This is a genomic window from Curtobacterium sp. MCBD17_035 (genome assembly GCF_003234815.2).
Taxonomy (GTDB): Bacteria; Actinomycetota; Actinomycetes; order Actinomycetales; family Microbacteriaceae; genus Curtobacterium.
Genome location: NZ_CP126279.1, coordinates 1,433,327 through 1,459,539 on the forward strand (window position 1 = coordinate 1,433,327; position 26,213 = coordinate 1,459,539).

Annotated in this window: 22 protein-coding genes; 8 read left to right on the forward strand and 14 right to left on the reverse strand. The window is 71.1% G+C overall.

The window, feature by feature from the left end:
* Nucleotides 1–45 precede the first annotated feature (45 nt).
* Entirely contained in the window at nt 46–3,399 is a 3,354-nt protein-coding gene (locus DEI93_RS06790) for a GH92 family glycosyl hydrolase (RefSeq protein ID WP_220037844.1), read from the reverse strand.
* Between the two features lie 209 nt (nt 3,400–3,608).
* Between DEI93_RS06790 and DEI93_RS06795 the strand changes: the two genes are divergently transcribed.
* From DEI93_RS06795 to DEI93_RS06805, 3 genes are read left to right on the forward strand one after another with little or no spacing between them, the layout of a single operon-like run.
* Nucleotides 3,609–4,916 (forward strand): MFS transporter, encoded by a 1,308-nt coding sequence (locus tag DEI93_RS06795; RefSeq protein WP_111119136.1) that lies wholly within the window; start codon nt 3,609–3,611, stop codon nt 4,914–4,916.
* A gap of 51 nt (nt 4,917–4,967) precedes the next feature.
* Nucleotides 4,968–5,432 (forward strand): dihydrofolate reductase family protein, encoded by a 465-nt coding sequence (locus DEI93_RS06800; RefSeq protein WP_111119135.1) that lies wholly within the window; start codon nt 4,968–4,970, stop codon nt 5,430–5,432.
* The gene (locus tag DEI93_RS06805) at nt 5,429–6,277 is read left to right on the forward strand and encodes a PHP domain-containing protein (protein ID WP_111119134.1); all 849 of its coding nucleotides are present in this window, start codon (nt 5,429–5,431) and stop codon (nt 6,275–6,277) included. Before DEI93_RS06800 ends, DEI93_RS06805 begins: the two co-directional genes overlap by 4 nt.
* 52 nt (nt 6,278–6,329) lie before the next feature.
* Here the strand turns inward: DEI93_RS06805 and DEI93_RS06810 are convergent, their stop codons facing one another.
* From DEI93_RS06810 to DEI93_RS06840, 7 genes are all read right to left on the reverse strand, one after another.
* Complete coding sequence (locus DEI93_RS06810) at nt 6,330–7,352, reverse strand: sugar phosphate isomerase/epimerase family protein (protein WP_111072153.1); 1,023 nt, start codon at nt 7,350–7,352, stop codon at nt 6,330–6,332.
* Entirely contained in the window at nt 7,349–8,491 is a 1,143-nt protein-coding gene (locus tag DEI93_RS06815) for a Gfo/Idh/MocA family protein (RefSeq protein WP_111119133.1), read from the reverse strand. Before DEI93_RS06815 ends, DEI93_RS06810 begins: the two co-directional genes overlap by 4 nt.
* Nucleotides 8,488–9,264 carry a ThuA domain-containing protein gene (locus DEI93_RS06820; RefSeq protein WP_111036353.1) on the reverse strand — a complete coding sequence of 259 codons (777 nt, stop codon included), beginning with the start codon at nt 9,262–9,264 and terminating at the stop codon, nt 8,488–8,490. Before DEI93_RS06820 ends, DEI93_RS06815 begins: the two co-directional genes overlap by 4 nt.
* 46 nt (nt 9,265–9,310) lie before the next feature.
* A complete protein-coding gene (locus tag DEI93_RS06825; protein ID WP_111036354.1) occupies nt 9,311–10,228 on the reverse strand; it encodes a carbohydrate ABC transporter permease in 918 nt (305 codons plus the stop codon).
* Nucleotides 10,221–11,207, reverse strand: coding sequence for a carbohydrate ABC transporter permease (locus DEI93_RS06830; RefSeq protein WP_111008737.1), 987 nt, complete (start codon nt 11,205–11,207; stop codon nt 10,221–10,223). Before DEI93_RS06830 ends, DEI93_RS06825 begins: the two co-directional genes overlap by 8 nt.
* Nucleotides 11,207–12,460 carry a sugar ABC transporter substrate-binding protein gene (locus DEI93_RS06835; protein ID WP_111008738.1) on the reverse strand — a complete coding sequence of 418 codons (1,254 nt, stop codon included), beginning with the start codon at nt 12,458–12,460 and terminating at the stop codon, nt 11,207–11,209. The genes DEI93_RS06830 and DEI93_RS06835 overlap by 1 nt, the downstream gene beginning before the upstream one ends.
* Before the next feature lie 152 nt (nt 12,461–12,612).
* Nucleotides 12,613–13,821, reverse strand: a complete 1,209-nt coding sequence (locus DEI93_RS06840; RefSeq protein ID WP_258372158.1) for a Gfo/Idh/MocA family protein — start codon at nt 13,819–13,821, stop codon at nt 12,613–12,615.
* Nucleotides 13,822–14,011: 190 nt separating this feature from the next.
* Between DEI93_RS06840 and DEI93_RS06845 the strand changes: the two genes are divergently transcribed.
* The 5 genes from DEI93_RS06845 (at nt 14,012) to DEI93_RS06865 (ending at nt 18,227) form a co-directional block, all read left to right on the forward strand.
* Complete coding sequence (locus DEI93_RS06845) at nt 14,012–15,022, forward strand: LacI family DNA-binding transcriptional regulator (protein WP_111008739.1); 1,011 nt, start codon at nt 14,012–14,014, stop codon at nt 15,020–15,022.
* A 40-nt stretch (nt 15,023–15,062) separates the two neighbouring features.
* On the forward strand, nt 15,063–15,587 hold the full coding sequence (locus DEI93_RS06850) for an AAA family ATPase (RefSeq protein ID WP_111048576.1): 525 nt from the start codon (nt 15,063–15,065) through the stop codon (nt 15,585–15,587).
* Nucleotides 15,588–15,643: 56 nt separating this feature from the next.
* Entirely contained in the window at nt 15,644–16,954 is a 1,311-nt protein-coding gene (locus tag DEI93_RS06855; RefSeq protein ID WP_111119132.1) for a cytochrome P450, read from the forward strand.
* A gap of 167 nt (nt 16,955–17,121) precedes the next feature.
* A complete protein-coding gene (locus tag DEI93_RS06860; RefSeq protein ID WP_146244346.1) occupies nt 17,122–17,460 on the forward strand; it encodes a hypothetical protein in 339 nt (112 codons plus the stop codon).
* 59 nt (nt 17,461–17,519) lie between these two features.
* Nucleotides 17,520–18,227: an alpha/beta hydrolase gene (locus tag DEI93_RS06865; protein ID WP_111072064.1), complete on the forward strand. Its 708-nt coding sequence runs from the start codon at nt 17,520–17,522 to the stop codon at nt 18,225–18,227.
* A gap of 46 nt (nt 18,228–18,273) precedes the next feature.
* Here DEI93_RS06865 and DEI93_RS06870 read toward each other — a convergent pair whose 3' ends face one another.
* The 6 genes from DEI93_RS06870 to DEI93_RS06895 form a co-directional block, all read right to left on the reverse strand.
* The gene (locus DEI93_RS06870; protein WP_181435969.1) at nt 18,274–19,479 is read right to left on the reverse strand and encodes an MFS transporter; all 1,206 of its coding nucleotides are present in this window, start codon (nt 19,477–19,479) and stop codon (nt 18,274–18,276) included.
* A gap of 109 nt (nt 19,480–19,588) precedes the next feature.
* A complete protein-coding gene (locus tag DEI93_RS06875) occupies nt 19,589–20,776 on the reverse strand; it encodes an SGNH/GDSL hydrolase family protein (protein WP_181435968.1) in 1,188 nt (395 codons plus the stop codon).
* Between the two features lie 128 nt (nt 20,777–20,904).
* Nucleotides 20,905–22,881 carry a beta-galactosidase gene (locus DEI93_RS06880; protein ID WP_111119129.1) on the reverse strand — a complete coding sequence of 659 codons (1,977 nt, stop codon included), beginning with the start codon at nt 22,879–22,881 and terminating at the stop codon, nt 20,905–20,907.
* Between the two features lie 2 nt (nt 22,882–22,883).
* A complete protein-coding gene (locus DEI93_RS06885) occupies nt 22,884–23,819 on the reverse strand; it encodes a carbohydrate ABC transporter permease (RefSeq protein ID WP_111008747.1) in 936 nt (311 codons plus the stop codon).
* Complete coding sequence (locus DEI93_RS06890; protein WP_111119128.1) at nt 23,816–24,799, reverse strand: carbohydrate ABC transporter permease; 984 nt, start codon at nt 24,797–24,799, stop codon at nt 23,816–23,818. The genes DEI93_RS06885 and DEI93_RS06890 overlap by 4 nt, the downstream gene beginning before the upstream one ends.
* Before the next feature lie 52 nt (nt 24,800–24,851).
* The gene (locus tag DEI93_RS06895; RefSeq protein WP_258372157.1) at nt 24,852–26,198 is read right to left on the reverse strand and encodes an ABC transporter substrate-binding protein; all 1,347 of its coding nucleotides are present in this window, start codon (nt 26,196–26,198) and stop codon (nt 24,852–24,854) included.
* Between the last annotated feature and the right edge of the window lie 15 nt (nt 26,199–26,213).

Genomic DNA, 26,213 nt, shown 5'->3' on the forward strand with positions numbered 1-26,213 from the left:
ACACCGTTCCGGTGCCGGGCCTCCCAAGCGGGCGTCGCTGACTGCTCAGTGCTGCAGCGTCATGGCGTAGATCTCCAGATCGCTGTCGCGCTGCCAGTCGAGTCCTCCGGACCCCGGTGCGACCCACGCCGGCACCGACGGGTCCGTGAGGGAGAGCGACCGGACCTGCTTCCCGGCCTGCAGCGGCACGGTCGTCTCGTACAGCGACGCCCCGGTGGCGGTCTTCCCGGTCCCCGCCTTGAGCTGGTACGGGGTCTTCAGCACCGTGCTGTTGCCGAAGTCCGGGGACTGGTTCGCCCAGCCGGTGAGCTCGAGCGGCACGGTCGCGGTGCTGCCGTCGGTGTACGTGACGACGGCGGTGGCCGACGCGGCGCCGGTGCTGCCGTTGTCGGACGCGCCCACGATGTGGAGACTGCTGTACTCGCCCGACGGCAGAGCGATCGCCTGCCCGGTGGACTTGACGAAGTTCTCACTGGTGCCCGAGGTCGGCGGTGCCTCGTAGGTGACGCCGCCGAGGGTGACCGGTCCGGGTGCCGGTAGCTGGTCGGCCGCGTAGCTGAGACCGGTTCCGTCGAAGTCGCCCTGGCCGGGGGAGGCGAGGGTCGCGACGCCGTCGTTGTCGTAGACGCCGTTGAGATCCACGGCGCACGAGGTGCTCGTCCGGATCGCGCAACTCGTGCCGTCCTCGACGAGGACGCTGACGCTCTTCCGCACAGCTGGCGCTCCGGCCAGCTTCGCAGTGAGAGCGACGGTGTACGTGCCGGGTCCGGTGCCGGCCGGAGCGACGACTCGCAGGCGGTCGTCGAGCTGGGTGGGCAGTCCGTTCGAGGTCGCGGTGAGCGTCGTGCGGGACGGGGACACCGTCCAGCCCTTCGGCGCCGACGCGGTGACGGCGACCTCGGCGTTGCGCGGAGCCGTGGCCAGGAGCGTCAGGTCGACGTGCTGCTGTGACGGGCGACCCGCGGTGGGCTCCACGATCGCCTGGTCCGGCGAGACGTCGGCGCTGAGCTGGCGCACGGGGTTCGAGACGGTGTCGATCGACGGGGGCGCGTCCTCCGCGGCCGTGGCCCAGGTGGTGGGATCGGTGCTCAACGCGTACGCGATGTGACCACCGTGGGCGATGTCGGTCTGGTCGACCCAGGCATTGTCCCACGACGTGCCGTTCACCGTCGCGGAGGCGATGTACCGGTTCGCCATGCTCGTGCCGGGTGCGGAGATCGTCAGCATCCCACCCTGTGTCTTGCCGTATCCACCGATCTGCACCTGGGCGTTCGGGAACTGCGGCGTCGTGATCACGTCGAAGTCCCCACCACTGGTCGTGGGGTAGAGCCCCAGCGACGACATGACGTACCACGACGACATCTCACCCATGTCGTCGTTCCCGGGGATGCCGCCGGGAGTGTTCGTGAACAGGGTCTCCTGCGCCTTCACCACGGTCGCGGTGTTCCCCGGCTTCCCCGTCCACGCGTACAGGTAGGGCGCGATGAGGTTCGGCTCGTTGTTCGGGTTGTACGCCGTGGAGTCGTAGTAGTCGTAGGGGTCGCTCACCCAAGCGGTGCGGGCGGTCCCGGTGGGATCGGTGAGGAGCGCGTCGTAGTCGAAGAACTCGTCCAGTCGACCTGTCGTCGCCGCACTGCCCCCCAGCATGCCGACGAGCCCCGCGGGATCCTGCGGCACGAGCCACTGGTACTGGCTCGCGTTCTGCTCGTGGAACGCGTGGTCGCTCGTGACCGGGTCGTAGGGGGACAGCCACGTGCCATCGGCTGCGGTCCGTGGCCGGAACTGACTCGTCTGGGTGTCGAACACGTTCCGGTACGACTGCCCGCGCTTGGCGAACATCGCGGCGTCCCCCGCGTGGCCGAGCCCCTTCGCCATGAGGGCCAGTGATGCGTCCGCTGCCGCGTACTCGAGTGTGGCCGACGTGCCGTAGTAGCAGTCGTTGTCGTTGCTCTTCGTCGGGCAGCAGTTGCCGCTCGTCCCGCCGTGGCAGTCGGCCGCCGGCTCGATGTTCAGCCCGTACGGGATGTACCCACGTTCCGCGTAGTAGGCGACCCCGGCGCGTCCGTTCTCTCGGACACCGGCGGGTGGCACCTCGGTGGCGTTCGCCCGGAGGTACTCGTACGCCTCCGCGGCGTCAGCCCCGGTGAGCAGGCCCTTGGACCAGCCCTCGACCAGGAACGGGGTGACCGGGTCGCCGGTCATGATGTTGCCCTCCTGGTCCTCGAGATACCAGCGGGGCAGCGCCCCGCCCTCGCGGGCGATCGCGATGATCGACATGTCGATGTCGTGCGCCACCTTCGGCACGAGCATCTCGAGCAGCTGGTTCTGCGTCCGGTACGTGTCCCAGAGCGAGAAGTTGCTGTACGGGGTGTAGTCGCTGGCGGTGTGGATCTTCTCGTCGGCCCCGACGTACCGACCGTCGACGTCGCCGATCAGGTTCGGGTCGAGCATCGAGTGGTAGAGCGCTGTGTAGTACGCGACCTGCTGATCGTGCGAGCCCCCACCGATCGCCGCCTTGTGCAGCATCGTGTTCCAGTCGGCGGTGAGCGCTCGGTGCGCGGCGTTGAAGTCGAAGCCCAGCTTCCCCGTCTCCGCCGACAGGTTCTTCCGCGCTCCGGCGAGCCCGGTGAAGGAGAGTCCCACCTTCGCGACGACGGGATCGTCGTTCTTCGTGGTGTCGAACGTGGCCCATGCACCGTTCGAGCCCTTCGCGGCCGAGGTGCGCGAACCCGACGTCCGCTCGGTGCCCTTCCACGTGCCGTACGACGCGAACGGTCGGCTGAGCTCGACGTGGAAGTAGGTCTTCTTCGAGTCGTCGACCCAGCCCTCGACCGTCCGGTTCCCGACGACGTGGATCTCCGAGCTCGTCACGCCCGCGCCGGCGTTGAACAGCACGTTCGCCTGGCTCGTCCGCGGGAAGGTGTACTGCTGCCATCCGGTCCGTGCCGTCGCGGTCAACGCGACCTTGACGCCGTACTTGTCGAGTTCCGTCTGGTAGTAGGCGGGACCCGTGGTCTCGTCGTCGTGGCTGAACGTCGACGCGTACTGTGCCGGATCGGTGGAGCTGACCACGCCGGTCGTGGGCATCATCGGCAGGTAGTTGAACCGACACCCGTTGATCGTCGTCTGGCTGAACCCGGTGACCGTGTCGGCGGCCTCCGTGTCGCACCCCGCGCCACCCGCCGTCTTCATCAACGGACTCTCCTGGACCAGTCCGAACGGAGCGCCGGCGGCCGGGAAGTCGAGGCCCTCGTTCTCGGTGCCGATGAACGGATTGACCAACTTCGTCAGATCCGTCCCGGAGCCCGGTACGGCAGCGGGCTCCGCGGCAGCGCTCGCGCTCACTGCCGTCCCCACGGTGGAACCGGCCACGGCGAGGCCGACGCACAACGCGATCACCCCCAACCGTCCGACGCGACGGTGTCCCCGCTGTGCGTGTCGATCGGAAGCGAGCGTCGTCGAGCGCATGTGATCCCCGTCGTGTCCACGCCCGTCGACACCGTCGTCGCGAGCCGGTGGCGACGTTAGACCGGATCTTCTACCCCCGCAAGAGGGGCCTCCGATGTCACACGGGAATGGACGACGGCACCAGCGCTCTTGAGCACTCCATGACATCGTCGACGGAACGCCGCGGCTGGCTCAGTGTGCTCTCGGTGGCACTCGGCTCGTTCGTGCTCGTGCTCTCGGAGTTCCTGCCCATCGGACTCCTGCCCGCCATCGCCCGCGGGCTGCACGTCGACATCGGCACCGCAGGACTCATGGTCGTCGCCACCGGACTCACCGGCGCCGTCGCCGCACCGGTGGTCACCGTCGCCACCTCCCGCGTGGACCGTCGCGTCGTCCTCGTCGCCCTCACGGCCCTCCTGGTCGTGGCCGACGCGCTCGCCGCGGTCGCGCCGTCGTTCTGGGTGCTGCTCGTGGCGCGGATGCTCCTGGGCGTCGGGATCGGCGGGTTCTGGTCGATCGGCGCCGGGATCGCCGGGAGGCTCGTGGCGCCGTCCGCCGTGATCCGCGCGACCTCGTTCATCACGGCCGGCATCTCGGTCGCGACGGTCGTGAGCCTGCCGCTCGGTGCGTTCGTCTCGTCGCTCGCCAGCTGGCGGCTGGCGTTCGTCATCGGCGGCGGCCTCGGTGTGGTGGCGCTGGGCCTCCAGGTCGCGATGTTGCCGCGGATCCCGGCGACCCAGGCCGTCCGGTTCGCGACGCTCGGCGGGCTGCTCCGGATCCCGCGCGCTCGCGTCGGTCTCATCGCCGCGGTGTTCCTGTTCGTCGCGCAGTTCGCCGCCTACACGTACGTGTCGCCGTACCTGGAACAGATGGTCCGCGTCGACGCGGACACCGTCACGATCGCCCTGCTCGTGTTCGGCATCGCGGGGATCATCGGGAACTTCGCCGCGGGGTGGACCCTGAGCCGCAGCGTGATCGGCACCATCGGCGTGGCGAAGGCCGTGCTCGCCGCCTCGGTCGTCCTGCTGCCGCTCGCGGCACAATCGGTCGTCGCGGTGTTCGTCCTGCTCGCGGTCTGGGGCTTCGTGTGGGGTGCGCTGCCGCTCGGGACGCAGACCTGGATGTCGAACGCGTCGCCCGGCTCGTCCGAGAGCGGTCTGGCGCTGTTCGTCACGACCATCCAGCTCGCCATCGCCGGCGGGTCCGTGCTCGGCGGCGCGGCCGTCACGTCGTTCGGGCTCGCGACCGACTTCTGGTTCTCGGGCGCCGTCGCGGTGGTCGGCGCCGTCGTGCTCGTCTGGCTCGGGCAGCGCCGACCGTCGAGTCCGGCCATGACCGGGGGAACGGCGACGACCGCGGGGTCGGCGACGACCGCGGGACCCGCGACGACCGCGGAACCGGCGACGACCGCCGCGATCCGCCTCCCGGGTGCCGGCGACCCGGACCCGGTGTGCACGCCGGCTCCCTGACGAGCGGACGATGCTGGCCGAGCGGTGCCCGCGTGCACTAGCTTCTGCCGCATGCGCACGGTCACGAGTGGTCTCTTCACGTCCGTGGACGGCGTCGTCCAGGACCCGTTCCGGTTCCAGTACGACTCGTTCGACGACGAACTCGGTGCCGGGATGGGCCGGTTCATCAACCCGATCGAGAAGCTCGTCGTCTCGCGCACCCTCGGACCGGATCTGGCGTGGGAGCACAGCACCCTCGTCGAGGGCGACCTGCTCGACGTCGTCCGCGAGCTCCGCGCGGGGGACGGCGGGGACGTCGCGGTCTGCGGCAGCATCTCGGTCGTCCGTCAGCTCGTGTTCGCGGGCCTGCTCGACGAACTCCAACTCATGATCCACCCCGCCGTCGCGGGCGCCGGACGCCGCCTGTTCGAACCCACCGACCCCCCGCTCCGCCTGCGGCTGCTCCGGAGCGAGGTCACGAGCAAGGGCAACGTGCTGAACACGTACGGTCCGTTCGAGGCGGTGGTGGCGCCGTGAGGCTCCCCGGGGACGGGCACGTCCACAGCGAGTGGTCCTGGGACAGCGGATCGGACCCGGCGTCGCCGGGGCGGATGGTGCGCACCTGCGAGCAGGCGGTCCGGGTCGGGCTCCCGGCCATCGTGTTCACCGAACACCTCGACCTCGAGGACACGTGGCGCGTCGACGACGGCGACATGGGACCGTACGCCGGGGCGCTCGTCGGCGACGACGGCATCGTCCACCTGCCGTCGTTCGACCTCGACGGGTACCTCGAGTCGATCGACCGGTGCCGATCCGCGTTCCCCGGACTGCGGATCCTCACCGGCGTCGAGTTCGGCCAGCCGCACCTCTGGGGGGAGGCGGCTGCCACGGTCCTCGACACCGGCGCGATCGATCGCGTGAACGGGTCGCTGCACATGCTCCCCTTCGGCGACGACCGCACCGAACCGACGACGCTGTACCACCACCGACCCGCGGACGAGGTCATATGGGCGTACCTCGAGGAGGTCCCCCGCATGGTCGCGGGGTCCGACGCCTTCGCCGTGTTCACGCACATCGACTACGCGGTGCGCGCCTGGCCGACCGCGACGGCGGGACCGTTCGACCCCCGACGCTTCGAGGAGGGCTTCCGCGCCGCGATGCGCGCCATCGCCGAGTCGGGTCGGGCCCTCGAGATGAACACCCGACGGCTCTGGTCGTGGGTGCCGCAGTGGTGGAGCGAGGAGGGCGGCCGTGCGGTGACGTTCGGCAGCGACGCACACGTCCCCGAGGCGGTCGCCGCGCACTTCCCCGAGGCCGTGCTCATGGTGGAGTCGTTCGGTTTCCGTGCCGGATCGCGGCCCGAGGACCCCTGGACGCGCTGACGCGTCGCGCCAGCATGCACCGGCAGCGCCCCATGGCGTCCGCTGACCCCGGTCACCGCGAACGCGAGAACGCCGCGTCGAACGCGGCGTCCGGCGGCGCGATCCGCCCGAGTGCCCGGACGAACGCGAGCGCCTCGGGCCCCCCGACGAGCCGGTCCATGCCCGCGTCCTCCCACTCGACGCTCGTCGGGCCGTCGTACCCGATCGCGTTGAGCACCCGGAAGACCCGCTCCCACGGCACGTCCCCGTGCCCGGCGGTCACGAAGTCCCAACCGCGACGTGGATCGCCCCACGGCAGGTGCGACGCCAACCGACCGTTGCGTCCGTCGAGTTGCTTGACCGACTCCTTGCAGTGCACGTGGTACACCCGGTCGGCGAAGTCGAGCAGGAACGCGGCCGGGTCCAGGTCCTGCCACACGAAGTGCGACGGGTCGAAGTTGAAGCCGAACGCGGGCCGGTCGGCGAACACCTCGAGCGTCCGCTTCGCGGTCCAGTAGTCGTACGCGATCTCCGACGGGTGGACCTCGAGCGCGAACCGCACCCCGACCTCCTCGAACACGTCGAGGATGGGCGCGAACCGGTCGTGGAAGTCCTGGTACCCGGCGTCGACCATCCCCGGGGGCACCGGCGGGAACCCCGCCACGGTCTTCCAGATCGCCGACCCGGAGAACCCGGTCACGGTGTGGGCACCGAGTGCCGCGGCCGCCCGTGCGGTGTCCTGCATCTCGCGAGCAGCCCGCTGGCGGACGCCCTCGGGGTCACCGTCGCCCCAGACGTGCGGCGGCAGGATGTCCTCGTGCCGCGCGTCGATCGGGTCGTCGCACACGGCCTGCCCGACCAGGTGGTTGGCGATCGCCCGGACCTCGAGCCCGTTCCGCTCGAGCACGGCCTTCCGCTCGGCGACGTACTCCGGGTCGGACGCGGCGCGGCGGACGTCGAGGTGGTCCCCCCAGCAGGCGATCTCCAGACCGTCGAACCCCCACTCGCCGGCCAGGCGCGCCACCTCCTCGAACGGCAGGTCGGCCCACTGACCGGTGAACAGCGTGACCGGGCGGGTGCCGGCTGCGGCGCTCACGAGGCGACCTCCGCCGCGGGCGCGGCCAGGGCCTCCCGGACGGACGGCCACGACCGGAGCCGTTCGCGCACGTCGTCCCGCTGTTCGTCGGCGATCGCGGTGGTGAGCGCGCGGCCGAGCACGTCGTCGATGCGGACCGGGAGGCCCGTGGCGGCCGACTCGACGGCCGCCTCGACCATGGCGAGGCTGACGACGTTCTCGTGCACCTCGCCCTGCGGACGGCGTCGGGTCCGCAGCGCGGTGACGAACTCCGCGAGCGACCCGGCGATCTCCGGTGGGGTGCTCGTCGGCGGGTCGACGACGAGTGGCGACCCGTCGGCCCGCTCGGCCGAGGGCGCCGCGTCGCCGTCCCAGAGCGCGGTGCCCCCGGCGGCACTCACCCGCCAGTCGCCGTTCCAGGACGTCTCGGCGCCGGCGGCACACCAGCTGCCCGAGTAGACGAACCGCACGCCGTCCTCGAACGAGAACACGGCGCTCGCCGCGGCATCGCCCCGGTACCAGCTCCACGAGGGGTTGAACGCCTCGCAGTACACCGACACGGGATCGCGTCCGAGCAGGGCGCGGACCGCGTCGAAGGGGTGGATCGCCATGTCGAGGAGCAGCGGGTGGTCCATCACGTCGCGGAACCCCCCGAAGTGCGGGGCCTTCGCGAAGGTGTGGGTCACGACGCCGACGTCGCCGAGCTCGGCGGTGAGGGCACGGAGGTGCGTCAGGTGGTCGTTGTACCGGCGGGACTGACTCACCATGAACAGCTCGCCCGTGCACTCGGCGGCCGCGGCGAGCGACAGGCCCTCGGCGACCGAGGCGGCCACGGGCTTCTCACCGAGCACCGGCAGACCGAGGAACAGCGCCTCGGTGGTGACCGGATGGTGGGCGCGGGGGATCGTGACGTCGAGGACCGCGTCGGGACGGACCTCCCGGACCATGTCGGCGAGCACGGCACCCGTCGGCACCGTCCCGCCGCCGGCGGCGGCGACGAGCTCGGCACCGGCGCGCGCGGTCTCCGGGACGAGGTCGACGATGCCGACGAGCTCGACGTCGGCACTGGCCACGACGTTCCGGAGCCACGCCTGCCCCATGCCGCCCGCGCCGACCTGCAGGATGCGGACCGGGCGGTCCGCGTCGATGGTCTCGGTCATGCCTCGATCGCTCCCTGGTAGCTCTTGCCGTTGAAGAAGTCGTCCGTGTCGTACCGGAGCAGGGTCGGCGTCGCGCGCTCGCGCTCCGGACGGGCCCACTCGACCGCGTTCGCGATCACGTGGGTCACGTCGGGCTGGTGGTAGACGGGGAAGTCCTGGTCCCCGGGGCTGAAGTAGAACACCTTGCCGAAGCCCCGGCGGTACGTCATGCCGCTCCGGAACACCTCACCGCCGCTGAACCCGCTGATGAACACGAGCTCGTCCGGCGTGGGGACGTCGAAGTACTCGCCGTACATCTCCTGCTCGGGGATGACGATCGGGTTCGGGATGCCGCGGGTGATCGGGTGCTGCGGATTCACCGTCCAGACGAGCTCGCGGTCGTGCTCGCTGCGCCACCGGAGCGTGCAGGTGGTGCCCATGAGCTTGCCGAAGATCTTGGACCAGTGGCCGGAGTGCAGCACGATGAGGCCCATCCCGGCGAGGACGTGCCGGTGCACGCGGTCCACCACCTCGTCGTCGACCTCGGCGTGTGCGGCGTGGCCCCACCAGGTGAGCACGTCGGTCTGCTCGAGGACCTCCTCGGTCAGGCCGTGCTCGGGCTCGTCGAACACGTGCGTCGTCACCGACGCGGCGTCGCCGAGCCAGTTCGTGATGCCGGCGGCGATCGCGCCGTGCATGCCGTCCGGGTAGCGGTCGGCGACGTGCTGCTCGACCTGTTCGTGGCGGTTCTCGCCCCAGACGACGACGCGGATGGGGGTGGTGGTGTCGGTCACGGTTGCTCCGTTGCTCGTGGTGGTGTGGTGTCGTGGTGCGTTGCGGTCACTTGACCGCACCGCCGGTGGCGCCCGCCGCGATGAACCGCTGCGCGATGACGAGCAGGATGATCGCGGGCAGGGAGGCCAGGACCGCGGTCGCCATGACCGTGCTCCAGTCGGCGGTGTACGTGCCGATGTACTGGTAGATGCCGAGGGTGATCGGCCGGATCTTCTGGGTGGTCGTCAGCGTCAGGGCGAACAGGAAGTCGCTCCACGTGAACAGGAAGGTGAACAGCGCCGCGGTGACGAGCGCGTTCACGCTGATGGGCAGCACGACCGCGGTGAACGCCCGGACGTTGCCGGCGCCGTCGATCTTCGCCGCCTCGATGATCGACGTCGGGATCCCGGCCATGAACGCGCGCATGACGATGATCGCGAACGGGATCCCCGCGGTCGAGTCCGCGAGCACCAGGCCGAGCACCGAGTTGAGGAGCCCGAGCTGGTTGTAGGCGGTGTAGAGGGCGTTCGCGACGACGATCCCGGGGATCATCTGCGCGATGAGGATCCCGAAGAGGATCGTGTCCGCGCCCCGGATCCGGAGCTGCGCCAGCGCGTACGAGGCCGGGGCGGCGATGAGCAGGCTGAGGACGACGCTCCCCGCCGCGATGAGCAGGCTCGTCACGAGGTTCCCGCCCTGGTCGGCGAGCGCGTGCGCGTACCCGGAGAACTGAGCGTGGAACGGGAACCACGCGGCGTCGATCGCGGGTCCGGCGGGCTGGAGCGAGATGTTGAGCATCCAGTAGACCGGGAACAACATGACGCACAGGATCAGGATCCCGATGACGGTCAGGATCCACTTCCGGGAGGCCCGGCGCGGCCGCCCCGCCTCGGCGGCGGTCCGGCGGGTGGTCGCCCCTCTGACGGCCCGCGAGCGGGTCGGGGCGGTGAGCACCTGGTCCGGTGCCACGACGTGGTCACTCATCGATCGCCCTCCTCGTGGCGCGCAGGTAGACGACCGCGAACACCGCCGAGATGACGATGAGGATGTCGCTGAGCGCTGCGCCCTTGCCGAAGCTGAACTGCTGGAACGACAGCTGGTACGACTGGGTGGCGATCGTCTGGGTGGAGTTGGCCGGGCCGCCGTTCGTGAGCCCGAGGATGATGTCGAGCACCTTGATCGTGTACACGACGCCGAGCACGAGCACGACGCTGACGACCGGACGGAGCATCGGCCAGGTGATGTGCCGGAACGCCTTCCAGCCCGTGGCACCGTCGAGGGAGCCGGCTTCGTACAGCTCCTCGGGGATGTCCTGGAGACCGCTGTACAGGATCGTCGTGTTGAACGGGATCCCGATCCAGATGTTCACGCCGATCACCGTGAGCAGCGCGATGGACGTGCTCGTCAACCAGGGGACCGGCCCCGCGACGACGTGCAGGCCCTGCAACACCTGGTTGAGCACGCCGCTGTCCTGGTCGAGGATCCACTTCCACACCGCGCTCGAGACGATGAGGGGCAGGAGCCACGGCAGGAGCAGGAGCGACCGGAGCAGACCGTTCAGCGGGAACGACCGCTTGAAGAACAGCGCGATGAGGAGCCCGAGCACGAACTGACCGACGATGGAGATCACCGTGAACAGGGCGGTGTTGAGCAGCGCGGTGCCGAAGTAGTGCGCGCTGATGACGCTCACGTAGTTGCGGAGCCCGATGAACGGGGCGCTCCCGGTGAAGAACGTCGTCGTCGTGTAGTCCTGGAAGCTCATGACGATGTTCTTGACCACGGGGTAGCCGAAGAACAACAGCATGTAGACCACGGCGGGTGCGAGGAACAGCAGCCGGAACACCCGTTCGCGGCGGAGGCTCCCGGCGCCGCGCCGGGGCCCCGGGGCGGGGCGACGGTCCCGCTCGGAGCCGCCCCCCGTCCCCGTCGCCCGGCTCCGCACGCCGGCGGTGTCGACCGTCATCAGCTGTTCGCCGCGTCCTTGAGCGCGTCCGCGGGCGACGACTGCCCGGTGAGCGCCGACTGGATCGCGGTGTAGATCTTCGTCGCGGCGGCCGGCCACTTCGCGCCGAGCTCACCCGTGCGGGCCCGGGCCGTCGCGACCATGTCGACGAACACCTGCTCCGACGGCACCTGCTGGCCGAACCGCTTCGCCACCGCGGTGCGCGACGGGATCGTGTACCGCTGCTTCGCCATGGACAGCTGGTTCTTCGCGCTGTTGAGGCACTTGACGACCTTCGCCGCGACCTTCTGCTTGGCGCTGTCACCGGTCTGCGGCACGGTCCAGACCTCGCCGCCGAGCGGAGCGACCGAGTCGTCGCCGGCCTTCGGCACCGGGATCTTCGCGATGCCGTAGTCGATGCCGCTCGCCTTGAGGGCCGGGATCTGCCACGGGCCGTTGATCATCATCGCGGTCTTACCCGCGATGAACTGGTCGTTCACGTCGGCCTGGGTCCAGTTGAGCGCGCCCTTCGACACCGAGCCGCTCTTGACCATGTCGGTCCAGAGCTGCAACGCGCCCTGGGTGCCCTTGGTGTCGAGGTGCTTCTCGTCACCGCCGTTCGACCACATGAACGGCAGGAACTGCCACGAGCCCTCGTACGTGGCGTTGGCGTCGAACGCCAGACCGTACTGCGACCCCGACGTCAGCTTGGCGGCGGCGGTCTTCAGCTCGGCCCACGTGGTGGGGACCTGGACGCCCGCGTCGCTGAGGTCCTTCTTGTTGTACATGAGCGCGATCGTGTTCACGGTGGGGGCGAGCCCGTAGAGCTTCCCCTTGTACGTGCCGGCCGACACGACGCCCTTGGCGTACCCCTTGGACGAGATCCCGTAGTCCTTGAGCGGGGCGAGGGCACCGCTCGCCGCGATCTGCTGCAGGTCGGGGTTGTCGAGCATGAGCACGTCCGGCAGCGTCCTCGACGACGCCTGCTGCAGGACCTTCTGGACGAGGTTCGCACCCGGCACGACGTTGCGGTTGATCGTGACGCCGATCTGCTTGCCGCACTGCTTGAGCGTCTTGCCGATGACGACCTTGTCGTTGCCTTGGTTGTAGTAGTCGAGCACGCTGATGCTCTTCACACTGCTCGCGGCGGGGCTCGAGCCGGTGGCACAGCCGCCGAGGACGAGCGGGATGGTGGTGGCGATGGCGGCCGCTCCGACGAGGGTGGCTCGTCGTCGCGCCCGGGTGGGGACGGATGTGCTGCTGCTGCGCTTCATTGCGGTGCTCGCTTCCTGGATGGGACCTCGCGGCTGCGCGAGGGTCGTGCTGCGCCCGGTCGCGGGTGCGCGGGCGTGGTCGAGCGCCCGGCCCGGCGCTCGTCGCCGGGCGGGTCGTGCTGTGTCGGTCTGGGCCGGTCGGGAGGGACGGGTCAGGTGAGGACGTCGGCCGCGGAGTCCGCGGGGACGTCGGCCCAGCTGCCGTCGGCGTCGGCACTGCGTGCGACGGCGTCGAGGACGCGCTGAACGTGGAGGCCGTCCGCGAAGGACGGCTCGGGACGGGTGCCGTCGGCGATGGCGGTGACGAGGTCGACGACCTGATGGGTGAACGCGTGCTCCCACCCGAGGACGTGCCCCGCCGGCCACCACATGTCGACCCAGGGGTGGCCGGGGTCGGTGACGAGGACCTGACGGAAGCCCTGTTCGGTCTCCGGCAGGGTGGCGTCGTGGAAGGCGAGCTCGTTGAGCCGCTCGAGGTCGAACGCCACCGCACCGGTCGTGCCGCTGATCTCGATGCGGAGCGCGTTCTTCTGACCACTCGCGACGCGCGAGGCGCCGAACTGGCCGATCGAGCCGTCGGACAGCCGCGCCGTGATGAGGGCGAGGTCGTCCACGGTCACCGGGCGCCGCGGGGCGTCGGCGGCGGAGCGGCCTCCGAGACCGACGGCCTCCGTCATCACCGGTCGTTCGGTCGTGAAGGTGTGCAGGAGACCGGACACCCGCTCCACCGCCGCTCCGGTCACGTACTCGACGGCGTCGATCGCGTGGGCTCCGATGTCGCCGAGGGCGCCGCTGCCGGCCTGCTCCTGGTCGAGGCGCCAGGTCATCGGTCCGTCGGGGTCGGCGAGCCAGTCCTGGTCGTAGGTGGCGCGCACCTGGCGGACGTCCCCGATCCTCCCGGCCCGGACGAGGTCGTGGGCCAACCGGAGCGCGGGGACGCGACGGTAGCTGAAGCCGACCATCGCGACGACCCCGTGGTCCGCGGCCGTGGCGGCGGCCGCGGCCATGCGCTCCGCCTCCGCGACGCTGTTGGCCAGGGGCTTCTCGCACAGCACGTGCTTGCCCGCCTCGAGCGCGGCGACCGCGATCTCGGCGTGGGAGGACCCCGGCGTGCAGATGTCGACGAGGTCGATGTCGTCGCGGGCGATGACGTCGCGCCAGTCGGTGGCGCTCGACTCCCACCCGAGGCGGTCCGCGGCGGCCGCGGCACGGGCGGCGTCGCGGCCGACGACGACGGATCGACGCACCGAACGCGGCAGGTCCGCGACCACCGGCGCCGTGCGCCATGCCTGGGAATGGGCGGCGCCCATGAACCCGTGTCCGATCATCGCGACCCGGATCGTGCCGTCGACACTGCTCATCTCGTAACTCCTTCGTCACTCAACGGCGGTCACGCTATTGCACGTCCGGAGCGAGCACAAGAGAATCGTCGAAACAATTCGACGATGACACGCGCGCGTTCCAGGGCATCGCGTGGGGCTCGTCCGCGCTATCGTCGAATGGGTTCGACCGCGTCGCGGTCCGGGTCCGGGCGGAGAGAGAGGGCCCACCGTGCCAGTGCAGCGCATCGCCGACGTCGCCCGGCACGCGGGCGTGTCGACGAGCACCGTGTCGTACGTGCTCAGCGGGAACCGACCGATCTCCGCGGAGACCCGGCGGCGGGTCGAGGCGAGCATCGACGCACTCGGGTTCATCCCACACGCCGGCGCGCGGTCGATCCGACGGCGGCGCACCAACGTGGTCGCGCTCGCGCTCCCGCTCCGCCCGGAGTCGCAGGTGCGTGTGCAGATGGAGTTCGTCCTGAGCATCCTCAGCGCCGCCCGGCAGGAGGGCAAGCACGTGCTGCTCCTCAGCACCGAGGACGGGGTCCAGGCGATCCGCGAGGTGACCGCGGGCTCGCTCGTCGACGGCGTGATCCTCATGGAGGTCGAGACGGAGGACGCCCGCGTCGCCCTGCTCGAGCAGCTCGGGTTCCCGACCGTCGTGCTCGGCACCCCGGGGCCGCCGGTCACCCTGCCGTCGATCGACTTCGACTTCGCCGCTGCCGGGGCGCTCGAGGCGACGAACCTCATGGACCAGGGCCACCGCCACATCGGCTACGTCGGACACGCGGTCGAGACCTTCGACCGCGGCCTCGGGTTCGCGGTCACCGCGCGGGACGCCGTGCTGCGGACCGTGCGCGACGCGGGCGGCACCGCCACGTGGGTGTCGACCGGGGGCTCCCGGGCGGACGTCGCGGAGTCGCTCGAACGGCTCTTCGCGCTCGACCCGGACATCACCGGGCTCGTCGTCCACAACGAGACGGCGCTCCCGACCGTGCTCGACCGGCTCCGCGAGCTCGGGCGCCACGTGCCGCGGGACGTCTCCGTGACCGCTCTCGCGCCCGACGCCGATGCCGAGCACTGCGTGCCGCCCGTGTCGAACGTGGACCTGCCGTCGGGCGAGATGGCCCGGACGTCCTTCGCGATGTTGCTCGAGATCCTCGACGGGGGGACACCGGAGGCGTCGCGCATCCCGCCGACCCTGCAGCACCGGGGATCGGTGACGACGCCCCGTCGGTAGTGCTCGGCCGCAGCGTGTCGGAACGCCGTAGCGTGGGAGCATGCCGGACCTCCTGGTCGTCACCGGTCCACTCGCGGTTGGGAAGGACACGACCGCCGACGCCCTCGCTCGCCTGCTCCGCGCCCGGGGGCGGACCGTCGTGGTCGTCGACGTCGACGACGTGGCCGCGATGGTCGCCGGGGGAGCGGCCGACTCTGGACTCTGGGCCGCGGCGCACGAGGCCCACGGTGCCCTCGTCGCCTCCTGGATGCGCTCGGCGGTCGACGTCGTGATCGCCGTCGGCCCCGTGTTCTCGGCCGAGGAACGGGACGCCCTCACCCGACCGTTGCCACCAGGGGTCACGCCGACCTGGGTGGTCCTCGACGCGCCGGTGGAGGTCACGTTCGGTCGTGCCGCCGCCGATGCCACCCGAGGACGGTCCCGCGTGGCCGCGTTCCACCACGAGGCCCACCGGCGCTTCCGGGGACTCCTGCCGTCGATCCCCGCGGACGTGCTGATCGACACCTCCGTGCGGCGACCAGACGACATCGCGGTCACGGTCCTCGCGCTGCTCGATCAACGCTGAACAGCTCCGGCGTCGCCCCTGGGAGCCGAGCAGACCCGGCCCGGCACGATGGACCGATGGCATCCACCACGGCGTCGCGCAACGTCCTCCGTGACGACACGATCGGCCTCCTGACCCGCGGCTACGGCTTCGGCGCGCACATCTGGCGGCGCGCGGACGCCGGCGCACGGTCGGTCCCCATGCGCCTGCTCGGGGACCGGGCACTGCTCGTCCGCGGGGCGGAGGGCGTCGCGGCGTTCTACGACGAACGCCTGGTCCGTCGCCACGGAGCGATGCCCGCCGTCGTCCGGCTGACCCTGTTCGGCCCGGGATCCGTGCACGGTCTCGACGGCGACGACCACCGGCACCGCAAGGCGACCTTCGTCGACGTCGCGTACGAGGACGCCCAGGTCGAGCGGCTCTCACCCCTGTTCGACCGGGAGTGGCGGGCGGAACTCGCGGCGTGGATCGCCGGTGGTGAGCGGTCGGCGTACCGGGCCGCGGTCGGCGCGTACGGACGGGCGAGCATGCGGTGGGCGGGCCTCCCGGGCACGGACGAGGCGAGGACCCGGTGGGCCGCACGGCTCGCGCAGATCGTCGACGGCTTCGGCGTGCCGTACTCGCCCGAGTACCTGCTCGCGGTCCGGAACCGGCTGTGGTCGGACCGACACGCGCGGCGCCTCGTCGAGGCCGTCCGGAGCGGCCGACTCGACCCGGCTGCCGGCACGGCCCTGTACGAGTGGGCGTGGCACCGCGACCGCCAGGGGGCGCTGCTCCCGTCGCGCACCGCCGGCGTGGAGCTGCAGAACAGCTTCCGTCCGATGATCGCGGTCGCGCGGTTCGCCGCATTCGCCGCGGCGGCGCTGCACGACCGCCCGGACTGGCGGACGCGGATCGCCGACGAGACCGCGGCGCGTGGCTCGCTGGTCGGCGGTCCGCTCGCGACCGCGTTCGCGCAGGAGATCCGTCGGACGGCGCCGTTCGTGCCGATGCTCCCGGCGCGCGCCGTGCAGGACGTCGAGATCGACGGCGCGCGGGTGCCGGCGGGCGGTCGACTGGTGCTCGACATCCTCGGCACGGACACCGACGACCGCTCGTGGGAGCGGCCCGACGTGTTCGACCCGGAGCGGTTCGTCGGCGTCGACGACTACGAAGCGCTCCCCGCGTTCGTCCCGCACGGTGGCGCATCGGTGACCGGTGGCCATCGCTGCCCCGGGGAGAAGCTCGCCATCGCCGGGCTCGCGGCGGCCGTCGCGGCGCTGAGCGATCCCCGCGTGACGGTCCTCGCCGCCGGACTCGACGTCGACCGCCGTCGCATGCCGACGAAGCCCCGGTCGGGCGTCCGGGTGCGGCCGAGCGGGATCGGTGCGCGCTGTCCCTTCCACTGATCCGGGCGGTGACCGTCCCGCGCACCGTTCCCAGTCGGTTCCCCGTATCCTGACGGTGGAAGCAATGGCGATTCCGGTAGAAGAGCCTGGTCGCCGTGGCGCGTCCCCGCGGTCAGGCGTGGCATCGAACCCCTGAGCGCATCGTGACCCACCATCGCATCGAATTCGTGACCCGTGACCGCACGGGCATCACCGCCGTCGTGACGTCGACCGGCGTCGTGGACGCCGACGCGGTCATCCGCAACATCCAGGCGGGACACTCCGGCTACTACGTCGAAGCGACCGATTGGCGGCGCGCACCGGTCCGGACCCTCTCGGTCCTCGGTGGGGCGTACCTGTTCGCGAACTGGGACGGCAGCAAGCGCAACAACCTCCACGACATCGCGGCGCGTGCACCCGTACGCGCCGTGGAGCCGGCGAAGCCCACCGAGTCGCGGTTCATGGTCGCGCTCGGCGCCGCTGTGTCGGCGCTCCTCGGACGACGCCGGACGGCGTACCGCCGCTGACGCCGGATCCGCCGTACGGTCGACGTGCGCAGGTCGCGCACGGCAAGGAGGGACCCCCGATGGAACTCGTCTTCGTCCACGGCGCGCTCGTGCGCGACGGCTCGTGGTGGTGGGGCCCCACGGCTGAGCTGCTCCGCGAGCGCACCGGCGTCCGCAGCACGGCGGTCGCCCTGCCCTCGTGCGGTGAGACCGCGCCTGACGACGTGGCCGGGGGACTCGTCGCCGACGCCGCCGCGCTCCGCGGCGTGCTCGACGGCCTCGACGCGGCGATCGTCGTCGGCCACTCCTACGGTGGGACCGTCATCGCCGAGGCCGGGACCCACCCCGCCGTCGCCCACCTGGTGCTCGTGTCGTCGTACCTGCCCGACGTCGGCCAGACGCAGGGCGGCGTCATGAGCGGCGAACCGGACCCCGTCACGATCGCCGACGGCGGTGACGGGACCGTCCACCTGTCCGGCTACGACGCGGCGTCGTTCGGCGCCCGGTTCCTCCAGGACGCCGACGAGACGGTGCAACGCGAGGCGTGGGAGCGGCGGACGGCCCAGGCGGCCGCGGCCTTCGTCACACCGACGAGCACCGCCGGGTGGCAGGGCGTCGACTCGACGTACCTCGTCTGCCAGGAGGACCGGAGCACGACCGTCGCGTTGCAGCGGTCCCACGCCGCTCGCGCCACCCGCGCCGTGGATCTCCCGACCGGTCACCACCCGTTCCTGACCCGGCCCGACCTCGTCGTCGAGCAGCTGGAGGCCGTGCTGCACCGCGGCTGATCCGCGTCCGGTGGCGCGCAGGGAGGACCGCGGCCACGGCGAGCGCCTACCCCGGCTGACGCCGTGGCGGCAGCACGGTGGCGACGGCGATGACCACCAACACGGCCGGCGCCGAGATCGCGACGACGCGGAATCCGTCCCCGTCGGCCTGACCGACGACGCCGCCCACGAACGACCCCAGTGCCATCGCGCCGGCGACGCACGCGCTCACCCAGGCCACCGCCTCGGTGAACACCGCGCCGTGGACCTCCTGGTGGAGCACCCGGTTGGTGGAGATCGTGAACGGTGTGATCGTCGCGCCCGCGAACAGTCCGAGGGGGAACAGCCAGCCGAGCCCGGGGGACAGTGCGAGCGCGCTCCAGAACACCGCGACGGCCGCGGAAGCCGCGAGCAGCAGGCGGAAGGGCGGGACCCGCGACGGCACGGCGCTCATGAGGACACCACCGGTCACGCTGCCGATCGAGTACGCGGTGAGCACGAGACCGGCGATCTGCGGGAGGCCCGCTTCCGTCGCCCACGCGACGACCGTGACGTCGTTGACCCCGAAGGTCAGACCCAGTGCCACGCTCGAGACCAACAACGCCATCACGCGCCGGGAGCGCCACGGGACGAACGCGCGCCGTGTCACGCTGACGCCCCCGGTCGGTCCGCGCCCGACCCCGCGCCGGAGCCACAGGCACCCCGCGGCGCCGAACACGCCCGACGCCACCAGCCCTGCGGCCGGGTCCACCGCCGCCGAGACGAGGGCCGCGAGGGCCGGCCCGAAGACCCAGACGAGCTCGTCCGCGATCGCCTCGAGCGAGAACGCCAGGTGGATCCCGCTGCCGGCATCGACCATCGCCGTCCATCGCGCGCGGGTGAACGCCCCGGCCGGCACGATCGTCGCGCCGACGAGGAGCACCGCCACGGTGAGGACCACCAGGGACTGGCGCGTGGTGCCGGCGGCGACGAGGAGCACGACCGCGACCGGGTGCCCCACGGCGGCGACCAGGAGTGCTCCGCGCTGCCCACGACGGTCGGCGACGCGGCCGAACACCGGCCCGGTGAGTGCACTGGCGGCGATCGCCACCCCCGAGGCGAACCCGGCGTCGGCGAACGACCCGGTCACCGAGCGGACGAAGAACAGGACGCTGAAGCCGACGACGGCGAGCGGGATCCGCGCGACGAGTCCGGCGGCCGCGAGGTGCCGGCGATCCGTCGGCGCGAGGAGCGCGGACCAGCCCCGCAGCCCGGTCGTCGTCGACGCGTTCACGGTTCCCCTCGCTGTGCTCGGCACGCACGGCGTCGTGCGGACGCTCCTGAGCGTAGGGCACGCCGACGACCCGCCGCTCAGGCTCCGGCGTCGGCGAGCACGGCAACCGTCACTGTGCTCCGTCACGGAGCGCGCGGAGCACGGCACGGCTGATCGTCCGCTGACCCCGGTCGTCCGGGTGCAGGTCGTCGGTCGGCGAGATGCCGGGGCGCGACGCGAGGTCGCCGGGGAACGCGTCCGCGATGCTGACGTACGCCGAGCCGGTCGCCGCCGCGACCCGCTTCGCGACGTCCCGGTAGGCGGACCACGGCTCCCGCAGCTGCGCCTGCATGGAGGGACCGGGCGCGAACTCGCCGATCACCAGGACGGACGGCCTGGACGGCAACCGCCGCAGCGCCCGAACGAAGCGTTCGTAGTCCGGCAGCAACTGGTCCGCGGTCAGGCTCTTGGCGTCGTTGCCGCCCAGAGTGATCGTGACGAGGTCGGGAGCAGCACGCCGCATCGCCCCGAGGAACCCGGCCTCGTCCTTCGTGAACAGGCCGACGGTCGCGCCGGAGTGCGTCGCGTCGAGCAGGGTGACGCCCCGGTCGCGATCGCCGTCGTAGACGGTGAAGCCCTCGAGGTCGACCGTCCCGAGCGCCGAGACGGTCACGGTGTGCTTCCCGGCGGCCAGCCCGTCCACCTTCGTCATCGTGCCGGTGCTCGCGGCGCCGTCGGTGTCGACCTGCACGGGGGACGAGGAGTCCACCCGGTAGGTGAAGGACCCGGATCCGGGGTAGCGGGTCCACCAGATGTCGACGCCGGTCCCGGTGAACGTGTACGTGCGCGACGATCCGGGGAGCATGCGCACCGCGCGGTACCCGAGGTCGGGAACGCTGTCGTCGAAGCTGGTCGACCCCGTGGTGGCGCTGGCCCAGTCGCCCCACGTCGAGTCCGGGCCGTACACGGCGAACTCGGCGGGCAGGTATCCCGCTCCTCCGGCGGCGCCCTCCGTCGGGTGCGCCTCGCGCAGGGCGGCGAGGGTCAGGTCGAGCCACCGGTCGGAGCGGGTGGAGGCGCCCTGCCCCTCGCTCAGGGAGTCCCCGACCGCCACCCACCGGGCCGGCGCGTGCGCCCGGTCCTCGACGGCGGCGTTCCACGTCGCCAACGGGTCGCGCGCGACGGCGGACGGAGTCGTGGGCTCGCCTCCGGATGCCCGGGTGGTCGCGGCGGTGCATCCCGTGAGCGTCAGCAGGATCGCGAGCACCAGGGCGGCGACGGGCGCGCCGGGTCGTCGCTCGAGCACAGGACCGGTCATGGGGTCATTGAATGCGGACCCGGGGTGATCGGTCAAGGAGCGTGTCGCGGGACCGGCAGGCGGTGAGCGGTCGTCCAACGGGCGGAGGTGGTGGCGCCGACCGGACGGCCGGCACCACCACGCGCGCATCAGGCCGAGGCGGAGGCGACCCGCTCCGGTCGGCCGGGCACCGCCTCCCGGCCGACCACAGCGGCACCGTGCGGCTCGAGGTGCGTGCCGTGGACGTCGACCGACCGGTCGCCGTGGTTGAGCAGGAACAGGTGGGCGCCCCGCGCGACGGCCTCGACGCCCGCGGGCAGGTCGGCCACGACCGGCGCGACGCCCGTGTCCGCGAGCACCGCGTCGAGCACGGCCCGCAGGTCGTCCGGAGCGGTCGCGACGTACCAGGCCGTGCCGTCGCCGTGCGCGTTCCGCGTGATCGCCGGGAGGCCGTCGAGCGCCCCGCCGACGAACGTCGCCTCGATCTCAGCACCCGTCGGCCGGACGACCTCACCCCACTCGCGGGCGGTGCCCGCCCCGAGACCGGCGATCTGGAGGGCCGGCACCGGGCCGCCGGTCGCCCACGGCTCGGCGGGTGGCACGAACTCCTCGATCCACAGGCCGAGGACGTCGCGGAGCGCACCGAGGTACCCGCCGAGGTGGACGTGGAGGTCCTGGTCGAGGATGCCGGACTGGTAGCCGACGACGAGGGTCCCACCGCCGTCGACGAACGCCGACAGGGTCCGCTGTGCCGCGTCGGGCAGCACGTGCAGCCCCGGGGCGATGACGACCCGGTAGGCGTCGAGGTCGCCGTCGGGTCGCACGAAGTCGACGAGCACGCCGCGATCCCAGAGCGAGCGGTACCACCGCGCGATGATCGGCAGGTACCGGAGCGACGCCGGCGTGGCCTCCTGCTCGATCGCCCACCAGCTGTCCCAGTCGAGCACGATCGCGACGTCGGCGTCGAGGCGCGTGCCGACCACGTCGGCCAGGTCGGCGAGGTCGGCTCCGAGCTCGACGGTCTCGCGGAACACCCGCGTGTCCTCGCCGCCGTGGGGGACCATCGCCGAGTGGAACTTCTCGGCGCCCGCGCGCGACTGCCGCCACTGGAACTGCATGACGCCGTCCGCGCCACGGGCGACGGCCTGGAGCGACAGGGTGCGGTGCCAGCCGGGCGGGATCGCCGCGTTGCGCGTCCGCCAGTTCACCGCGCTCGTCGCCTGTTCCATGAGGATCCACGGGGCGCCGCCGCCGAGCGAGCGCATGAGGTCCCGGGTCATCGCCGCGGTCACGGGCGCGGCGGGGTCCGCGGGGTCGACGTAGTGGTCGTCCGAGACGAAGTCGACCTCGCGAGCCCAGGCCCAGTAGTCCGAGGGCTTGTAGAAGCCCATGAAGTTCGTCGTGATCGGGACGCCGGGCGTGACCTCGCGGAGGATCGCCGCCTCGGCCCGGTACACGCCGAGCCAGGCGTCGGACGAGAACCGGTCCCAGTCGAGCAGCTGCGTGGGATTGCGGAAGGTCGGAGCCGCGCGCGGCGGCATCACCTCGTCCCACGCGCCGTAGGCCTGTGACCAGAACGCGGTGCCCCACGCCTCGTTGAGCGCCGGGACGGAGCCGTAGCGTGCCGTCAACCAGGTGCGGAAGGCGGCAGCCGACGCGTCCGAGTAGTCGGCCGGCACGTGGCAGGCGAGCTCGTTGTTGACGTGCCACGCCTCGAGTGCCGGGTGGTCCCGGTACCGCTCGGCCAGCGCGCGCACGAGTCGGTCGGCGTACCGGCGGTAGACGGCGGAGCTGGGGGAGTACTGCTGGCGGCTCCCCACCGACAGTCGGACACCGTCCTCGGTGACCGGCAGGACCTCGGGGTACGCCAGCGTCAGCCACGGGGGCGGGGAGGCCGTCGCGGTGGCCAGGTCGACGCGGATGCCGCCGGCGTGCAGTCGGTCGAGCACGTCGTCGAGCCAGTCGAACGTGAACCGCCCGTCGGACGGTTCGAGCTTCGCCCACGAGAACACGCCGACCGTCGCGACGGTGACGCCCGCACGCTGCATGAGCCGCACGTCGTCGTCCCAGACCTCGCTCGGCCACTGTTCCGGGTTGTAGTCCCCGCCGTACCAGACCCTGTCCATCGTCATCCCTTCACACCGCCGGTCGAGAGGCCGGACTGCCAGTACCGCTGCAGGAACAGGAACGCGATCACGAGCGGGATGATCGAGACGAACGCCCCGGTGATCACCGTCGAGAACAGCACCTGCGCGCCGCCACCGCCGGAGGCGGTCGCCTGCCACTGCGCGAGACCCACCGTCACCGGGAACAGCTTCGGCGTGCTGAGCATGATGAGCGGCAGGAAGTAGTTGTTCCACGTCGCGACGAGCTGGAACAGCAGCACCGTCACGATGCCCGGGCCCATGAGCCGGGTCGCGATCGTGAACAGGATCCGGAACTCGCCGGCGCCGTCGATCCGCGCGGCCTCGAGCAGGCTCTCGTCGACCGCGTCCGCGGCGTACACCCGCATCAGGTAGACGCCGAACGGGCTGACGAGCGAGGGCAGGATGACCGCCCACGGGGTGTCGGTGAGGTTCGCGGCGGCGAAGAGCAGGTAGGTCGGGATCGCCAGGGCGGTGAGCGGGACCATGATCGAGCCGAGGATGATCGAGAACACCGCCGTCGAGCCGCGGAACCGGTACTTCGCCAGGGCGTAGCCGGCCATCGTGGCCAGGGCGGCGGCACCGACCGAGCTGACCACCGCGTAGACGACCGTGTTGATCAGCCACCGCGTGAAGACGCCGTCCTGGAACTGGAACAGCTGCACGATGTTGTGGAAGAACTGGAACGAGTGCCCGAGTCCCAGCCCGAAGGTGGTGAACAGGTCGCTGTTGTCCTTGGTGGTCGACACCAGGAGCCACAGCAGCGGTACGAGGAAGTAGACGAGCGTGATCCACACGATCACGGTCAGGACGGTGCTCCGACGCTTGTCGCGCTCGACGGCCCGTCGGCCGGCGGACCGCCGCACGCGCGTGCCGTCCGAGACCACCTGGGCCTCGGTGGCGAGTGGGGTGGCGGTCATCCGAGCCGCTCCTTCCGGTTGATGCTCGTCTGCACGACGAACGAGACGATCATGATGATGATCCCGAGCAGGAACGCGATCGCCGCCGCGTAGTTGATCTCCTGGTTGCGGAACGCGATGTTGTAGGCGTACAGGTTCGGCGTGAAGTCCGTGCCGATCGCGTTCGGGGCGATGTTGAACAGCAGGTTCGGCTCGTTGAACAGCTGGAACGAGCCGATGATCGAGAAGATCACGGTGAGCAGCAGGGCCTGCCGGATGGCGGGCAGCTTGATGCTCCACGCCACCCGCCACTGGCCGGCCCCGTCGATCTCGGCCGCCTCGTAGATCTCGTTCGGCACGGAGCGCAGGGCCGCGTACAGGACGATCATGTTGTAGCCGATGAACTCCCAGCACACGATGTTCATCGTCGAGCCGAGCACGTTGTGCGCGCTGAGCAGGCTCGGTGCGGTGAGGTGCAGGGCGTGGAACAACTGCGTGATGAGCCCGAAGTCGTTGCCGTACAGGTAGCCCCACATCAGGGTCGCGACGACGCTCGGCACGGCGTACGGCACGAAGATGAGCAGGCGGACGATCTTGCCGCCGCGGATCCGGCCGCTGTCGAGTGCGAGCGCGAAGAAGATCGAGGCCGCGAGCATGATCGGGACCTGCACGAACAGGAACAGGGCCACGCGGCCGAGGCCGCCCCAGAAGCTCGGGTCCTGCAGGGCGCGGACGTAGTTCGCCAGCCCGCTGAAGACCTCGCCGCCGACCAGCTGCGACGTGAACAGGCTGAGGTACGCCGAGTACACGAGCGGGACGATGAAGAACGCCGCGAACACGACGAGGAACGGGATCACGAGGATCCAGGCCGCGCGGGTCTGCGCGGAACGGATGTTGGTGGGGCCGCGGCGGGGAGCCGCGGTGCGCGCTCCCGTCCGGGCCCGGGCCGGACGGGCGGCGCCGGTGGTCGCCGCGTCGCTGCGGCTGGGGATGGCGGTCATGTTGCTCCGATGAGAAGTGGGGGCGGAGCCTGGTGGCCCCGCCCCCGTCCGGTCACTTGACGGTGAAGCCCTGCTGCTTGGCGTAGCTCGTCACCTGGGACTGCCAGGTCGCGAGGGCCGCCGTGAGGTCACCGTGGTTGCTGATGGCCTTGCCGAGCGTGTTCGCGTAGCTCGAGTTCACGTAGTCCATGAACGGCAGCCACTCGAACTTCTTGTCGACGGTGTCGGAGACACCGGCGAAGAACTGGTTGACCTGCTGGCCGCCGTAGAACGCCGACTTCTGGCTGGTGAACGAGTCGTCGGTGAGCGTCGACTTCTTCGTCGGGAACAGGTACTGCTCGTTCGCGAGCTTGAGCGTCGACTGCTGGTCGTTGTTGATGAACTTCGCCAGCTCGTACGCCTGGATCGGGTGCTTCGTCGCCGCCATCACGGCGTCCGACGACCCACCCCAGTTCCCGGACACGTTCTGACCTGCCTGCCACTGCGGGATGTCCGCCGCCGCCCACTTGCCGCTCGTGTTCTTCGCGGTGCCCTGCAGGAACACCGGGCCCCACGCGGCGACGAGCCAGGACGCGTACTTGTCCCGCGACAGCCCCTGGTAGTAGTCGTCGGTGAAGTCCGGGTCGGTGGCGACCAGGTCCTTGTCGATGAGGTCCTGCCAGTACGACACGACCTGCTGGTCGGCCTTGGAGTCCAGGTCGATCCCGACCGTCTTCTTCCCGTCGTAGGAGAACGGCTTCGCGCCCTTCTGCCAGAAGAAGCTGATCATCTGGAACATGTCGTTGCCGGGCAGGTCCGTGATGTACGACCCGGTCTTCGACTTGACCTGCTGCGCGGCGGACGCGAAGGCGGACCACGTCTTCGGCGCGGCGACGCCCGCCTTGTCGAAGATGTCCTTGCGGTAGAGCGTGCCGAGGGGCCCGGAGTCCTGCGGGATGCCCCACACGCCGCCGTTCTGGTCGACCTGGTTCCAGACCCAGTCCGTGTACTCGTCCTCGAGCTTCGCCCCGCCGTACGGCGTCAGGTCGAGCAGGCTCTTCGTCTGGGTGAAGGACGGGATGTAGTCGTACTCCATCTGGGCGACGTCGGGGACGCCCTTGCCCGCCTTCAGGGCGGCGCGCACCTTGGGGTAGTGCTGCGAGCCCCCGGTCGTGTTGACGACGTTGACCTTGATCTTCGGGTACTTCTTCTCGAACAGGTTGACCTCGTTCTGGATGTCGGGGACCCAGGTCCAGAAGGTGAGGGTGGTCGGCGTGTTCATCGCCTTGTCGATGTCGGACTGGCTCACCGCCTTGGTGGACCCGCCGCTGGTGCTCGACGGGCTGCAACCGGTGAGTGCGAGCGTGATCGTGACGGCGATCGCTCCGAGTGCCAGCGCGGCGCTGCGTGGACGTCTCATGGTCTTCTTTCGGTG

Coding starts and splice junctions, on each gene's coding strand:
- DEI93_RS06795 (WP_111119136.1), top strand. CDS start 3,609: ATGACATCGTCGACGGAACGCCGCGGCTGGCTCAGTGTGCTCTCGGTG.
- DEI93_RS06800 (WP_111119135.1), top strand. CDS start 4,968: ATGCGCACGGTCACGAGTGGTCTCTTCACGTCCGTGGACGGCGTCGTC.
- DEI93_RS06815 (WP_111119133.1), bottom strand. CDS start 8,491: ATGACCGAGACCATCGACGCGGACCGCCCGGTCCGCATCCTGCAGGTC.
- DEI93_RS06825 (WP_111036354.1), bottom strand. CDS start 10,228: ATGAGTGACCACGTCGTGGCACCGGACCAGGTGCTCACCGCCCCGACC.
- DEI93_RS06830 (WP_111008737.1), bottom strand. CDS start 11,207: ATGACGGTCGACACCGCCGGCGTGCGGAGCCGGGCGACGGGGACGGGG.
- DEI93_RS06835 (WP_111008738.1), bottom strand. CDS start 12,460: ATGAAGCGCAGCAGCAGCACATCCGTCCCCACCCGGGCGCGACGACGA.
- DEI93_RS06840 (WP_258372158.1), bottom strand. CDS start 13,821: ATGAGCAGTGTCGACGGCACGATCCGGGTCGCGATGATCGGACACGGG.
- DEI93_RS06850 (WP_111048576.1), top strand. CDS start 15,063: ATGCCGGACCTCCTGGTCGTCACCGGTCCACTCGCGGTTGGGAAGGAC.
- DEI93_RS06855 (WP_111119132.1), top strand. CDS start 15,644: ATGGCATCCACCACGGCGTCGCGCAACGTCCTCCGTGACGACACGATC.
- DEI93_RS06865 (WP_111072064.1), top strand. CDS start 17,520: ATGGAACTCGTCTTCGTCCACGGCGCGCTCGTGCGCGACGGCTCGTGG.
- DEI93_RS06875 (WP_181435968.1), bottom strand. CDS start 20,776: ATGACCGGTCCTGTGCTCGAGCGACGACCCGGCGCGCCCGTCGCCGCC.
- DEI93_RS06880 (WP_111119129.1), bottom strand. CDS start 22,881: ATGGACAGGGTCTGGTACGGCGGGGACTACAACCCGGAACAGTGGCCG.
- DEI93_RS06885 (WP_111008747.1), bottom strand. CDS start 23,819: ATGACCGCCACCCCACTCGCCACCGAGGCCCAGGTGGTCTCGGACGGC.
- DEI93_RS06890 (WP_111119128.1), bottom strand. CDS start 24,799: ATGACCGCCATCCCCAGCCGCAGCGACGCGGCGACCACCGGCGCCGCC.
- DEI93_RS06895 (WP_258372157.1), bottom strand. CDS start 26,198: ATGAGACGTCCACGCAGCGCCGCGCTGGCACTCGGAGCGATCGCCGTC.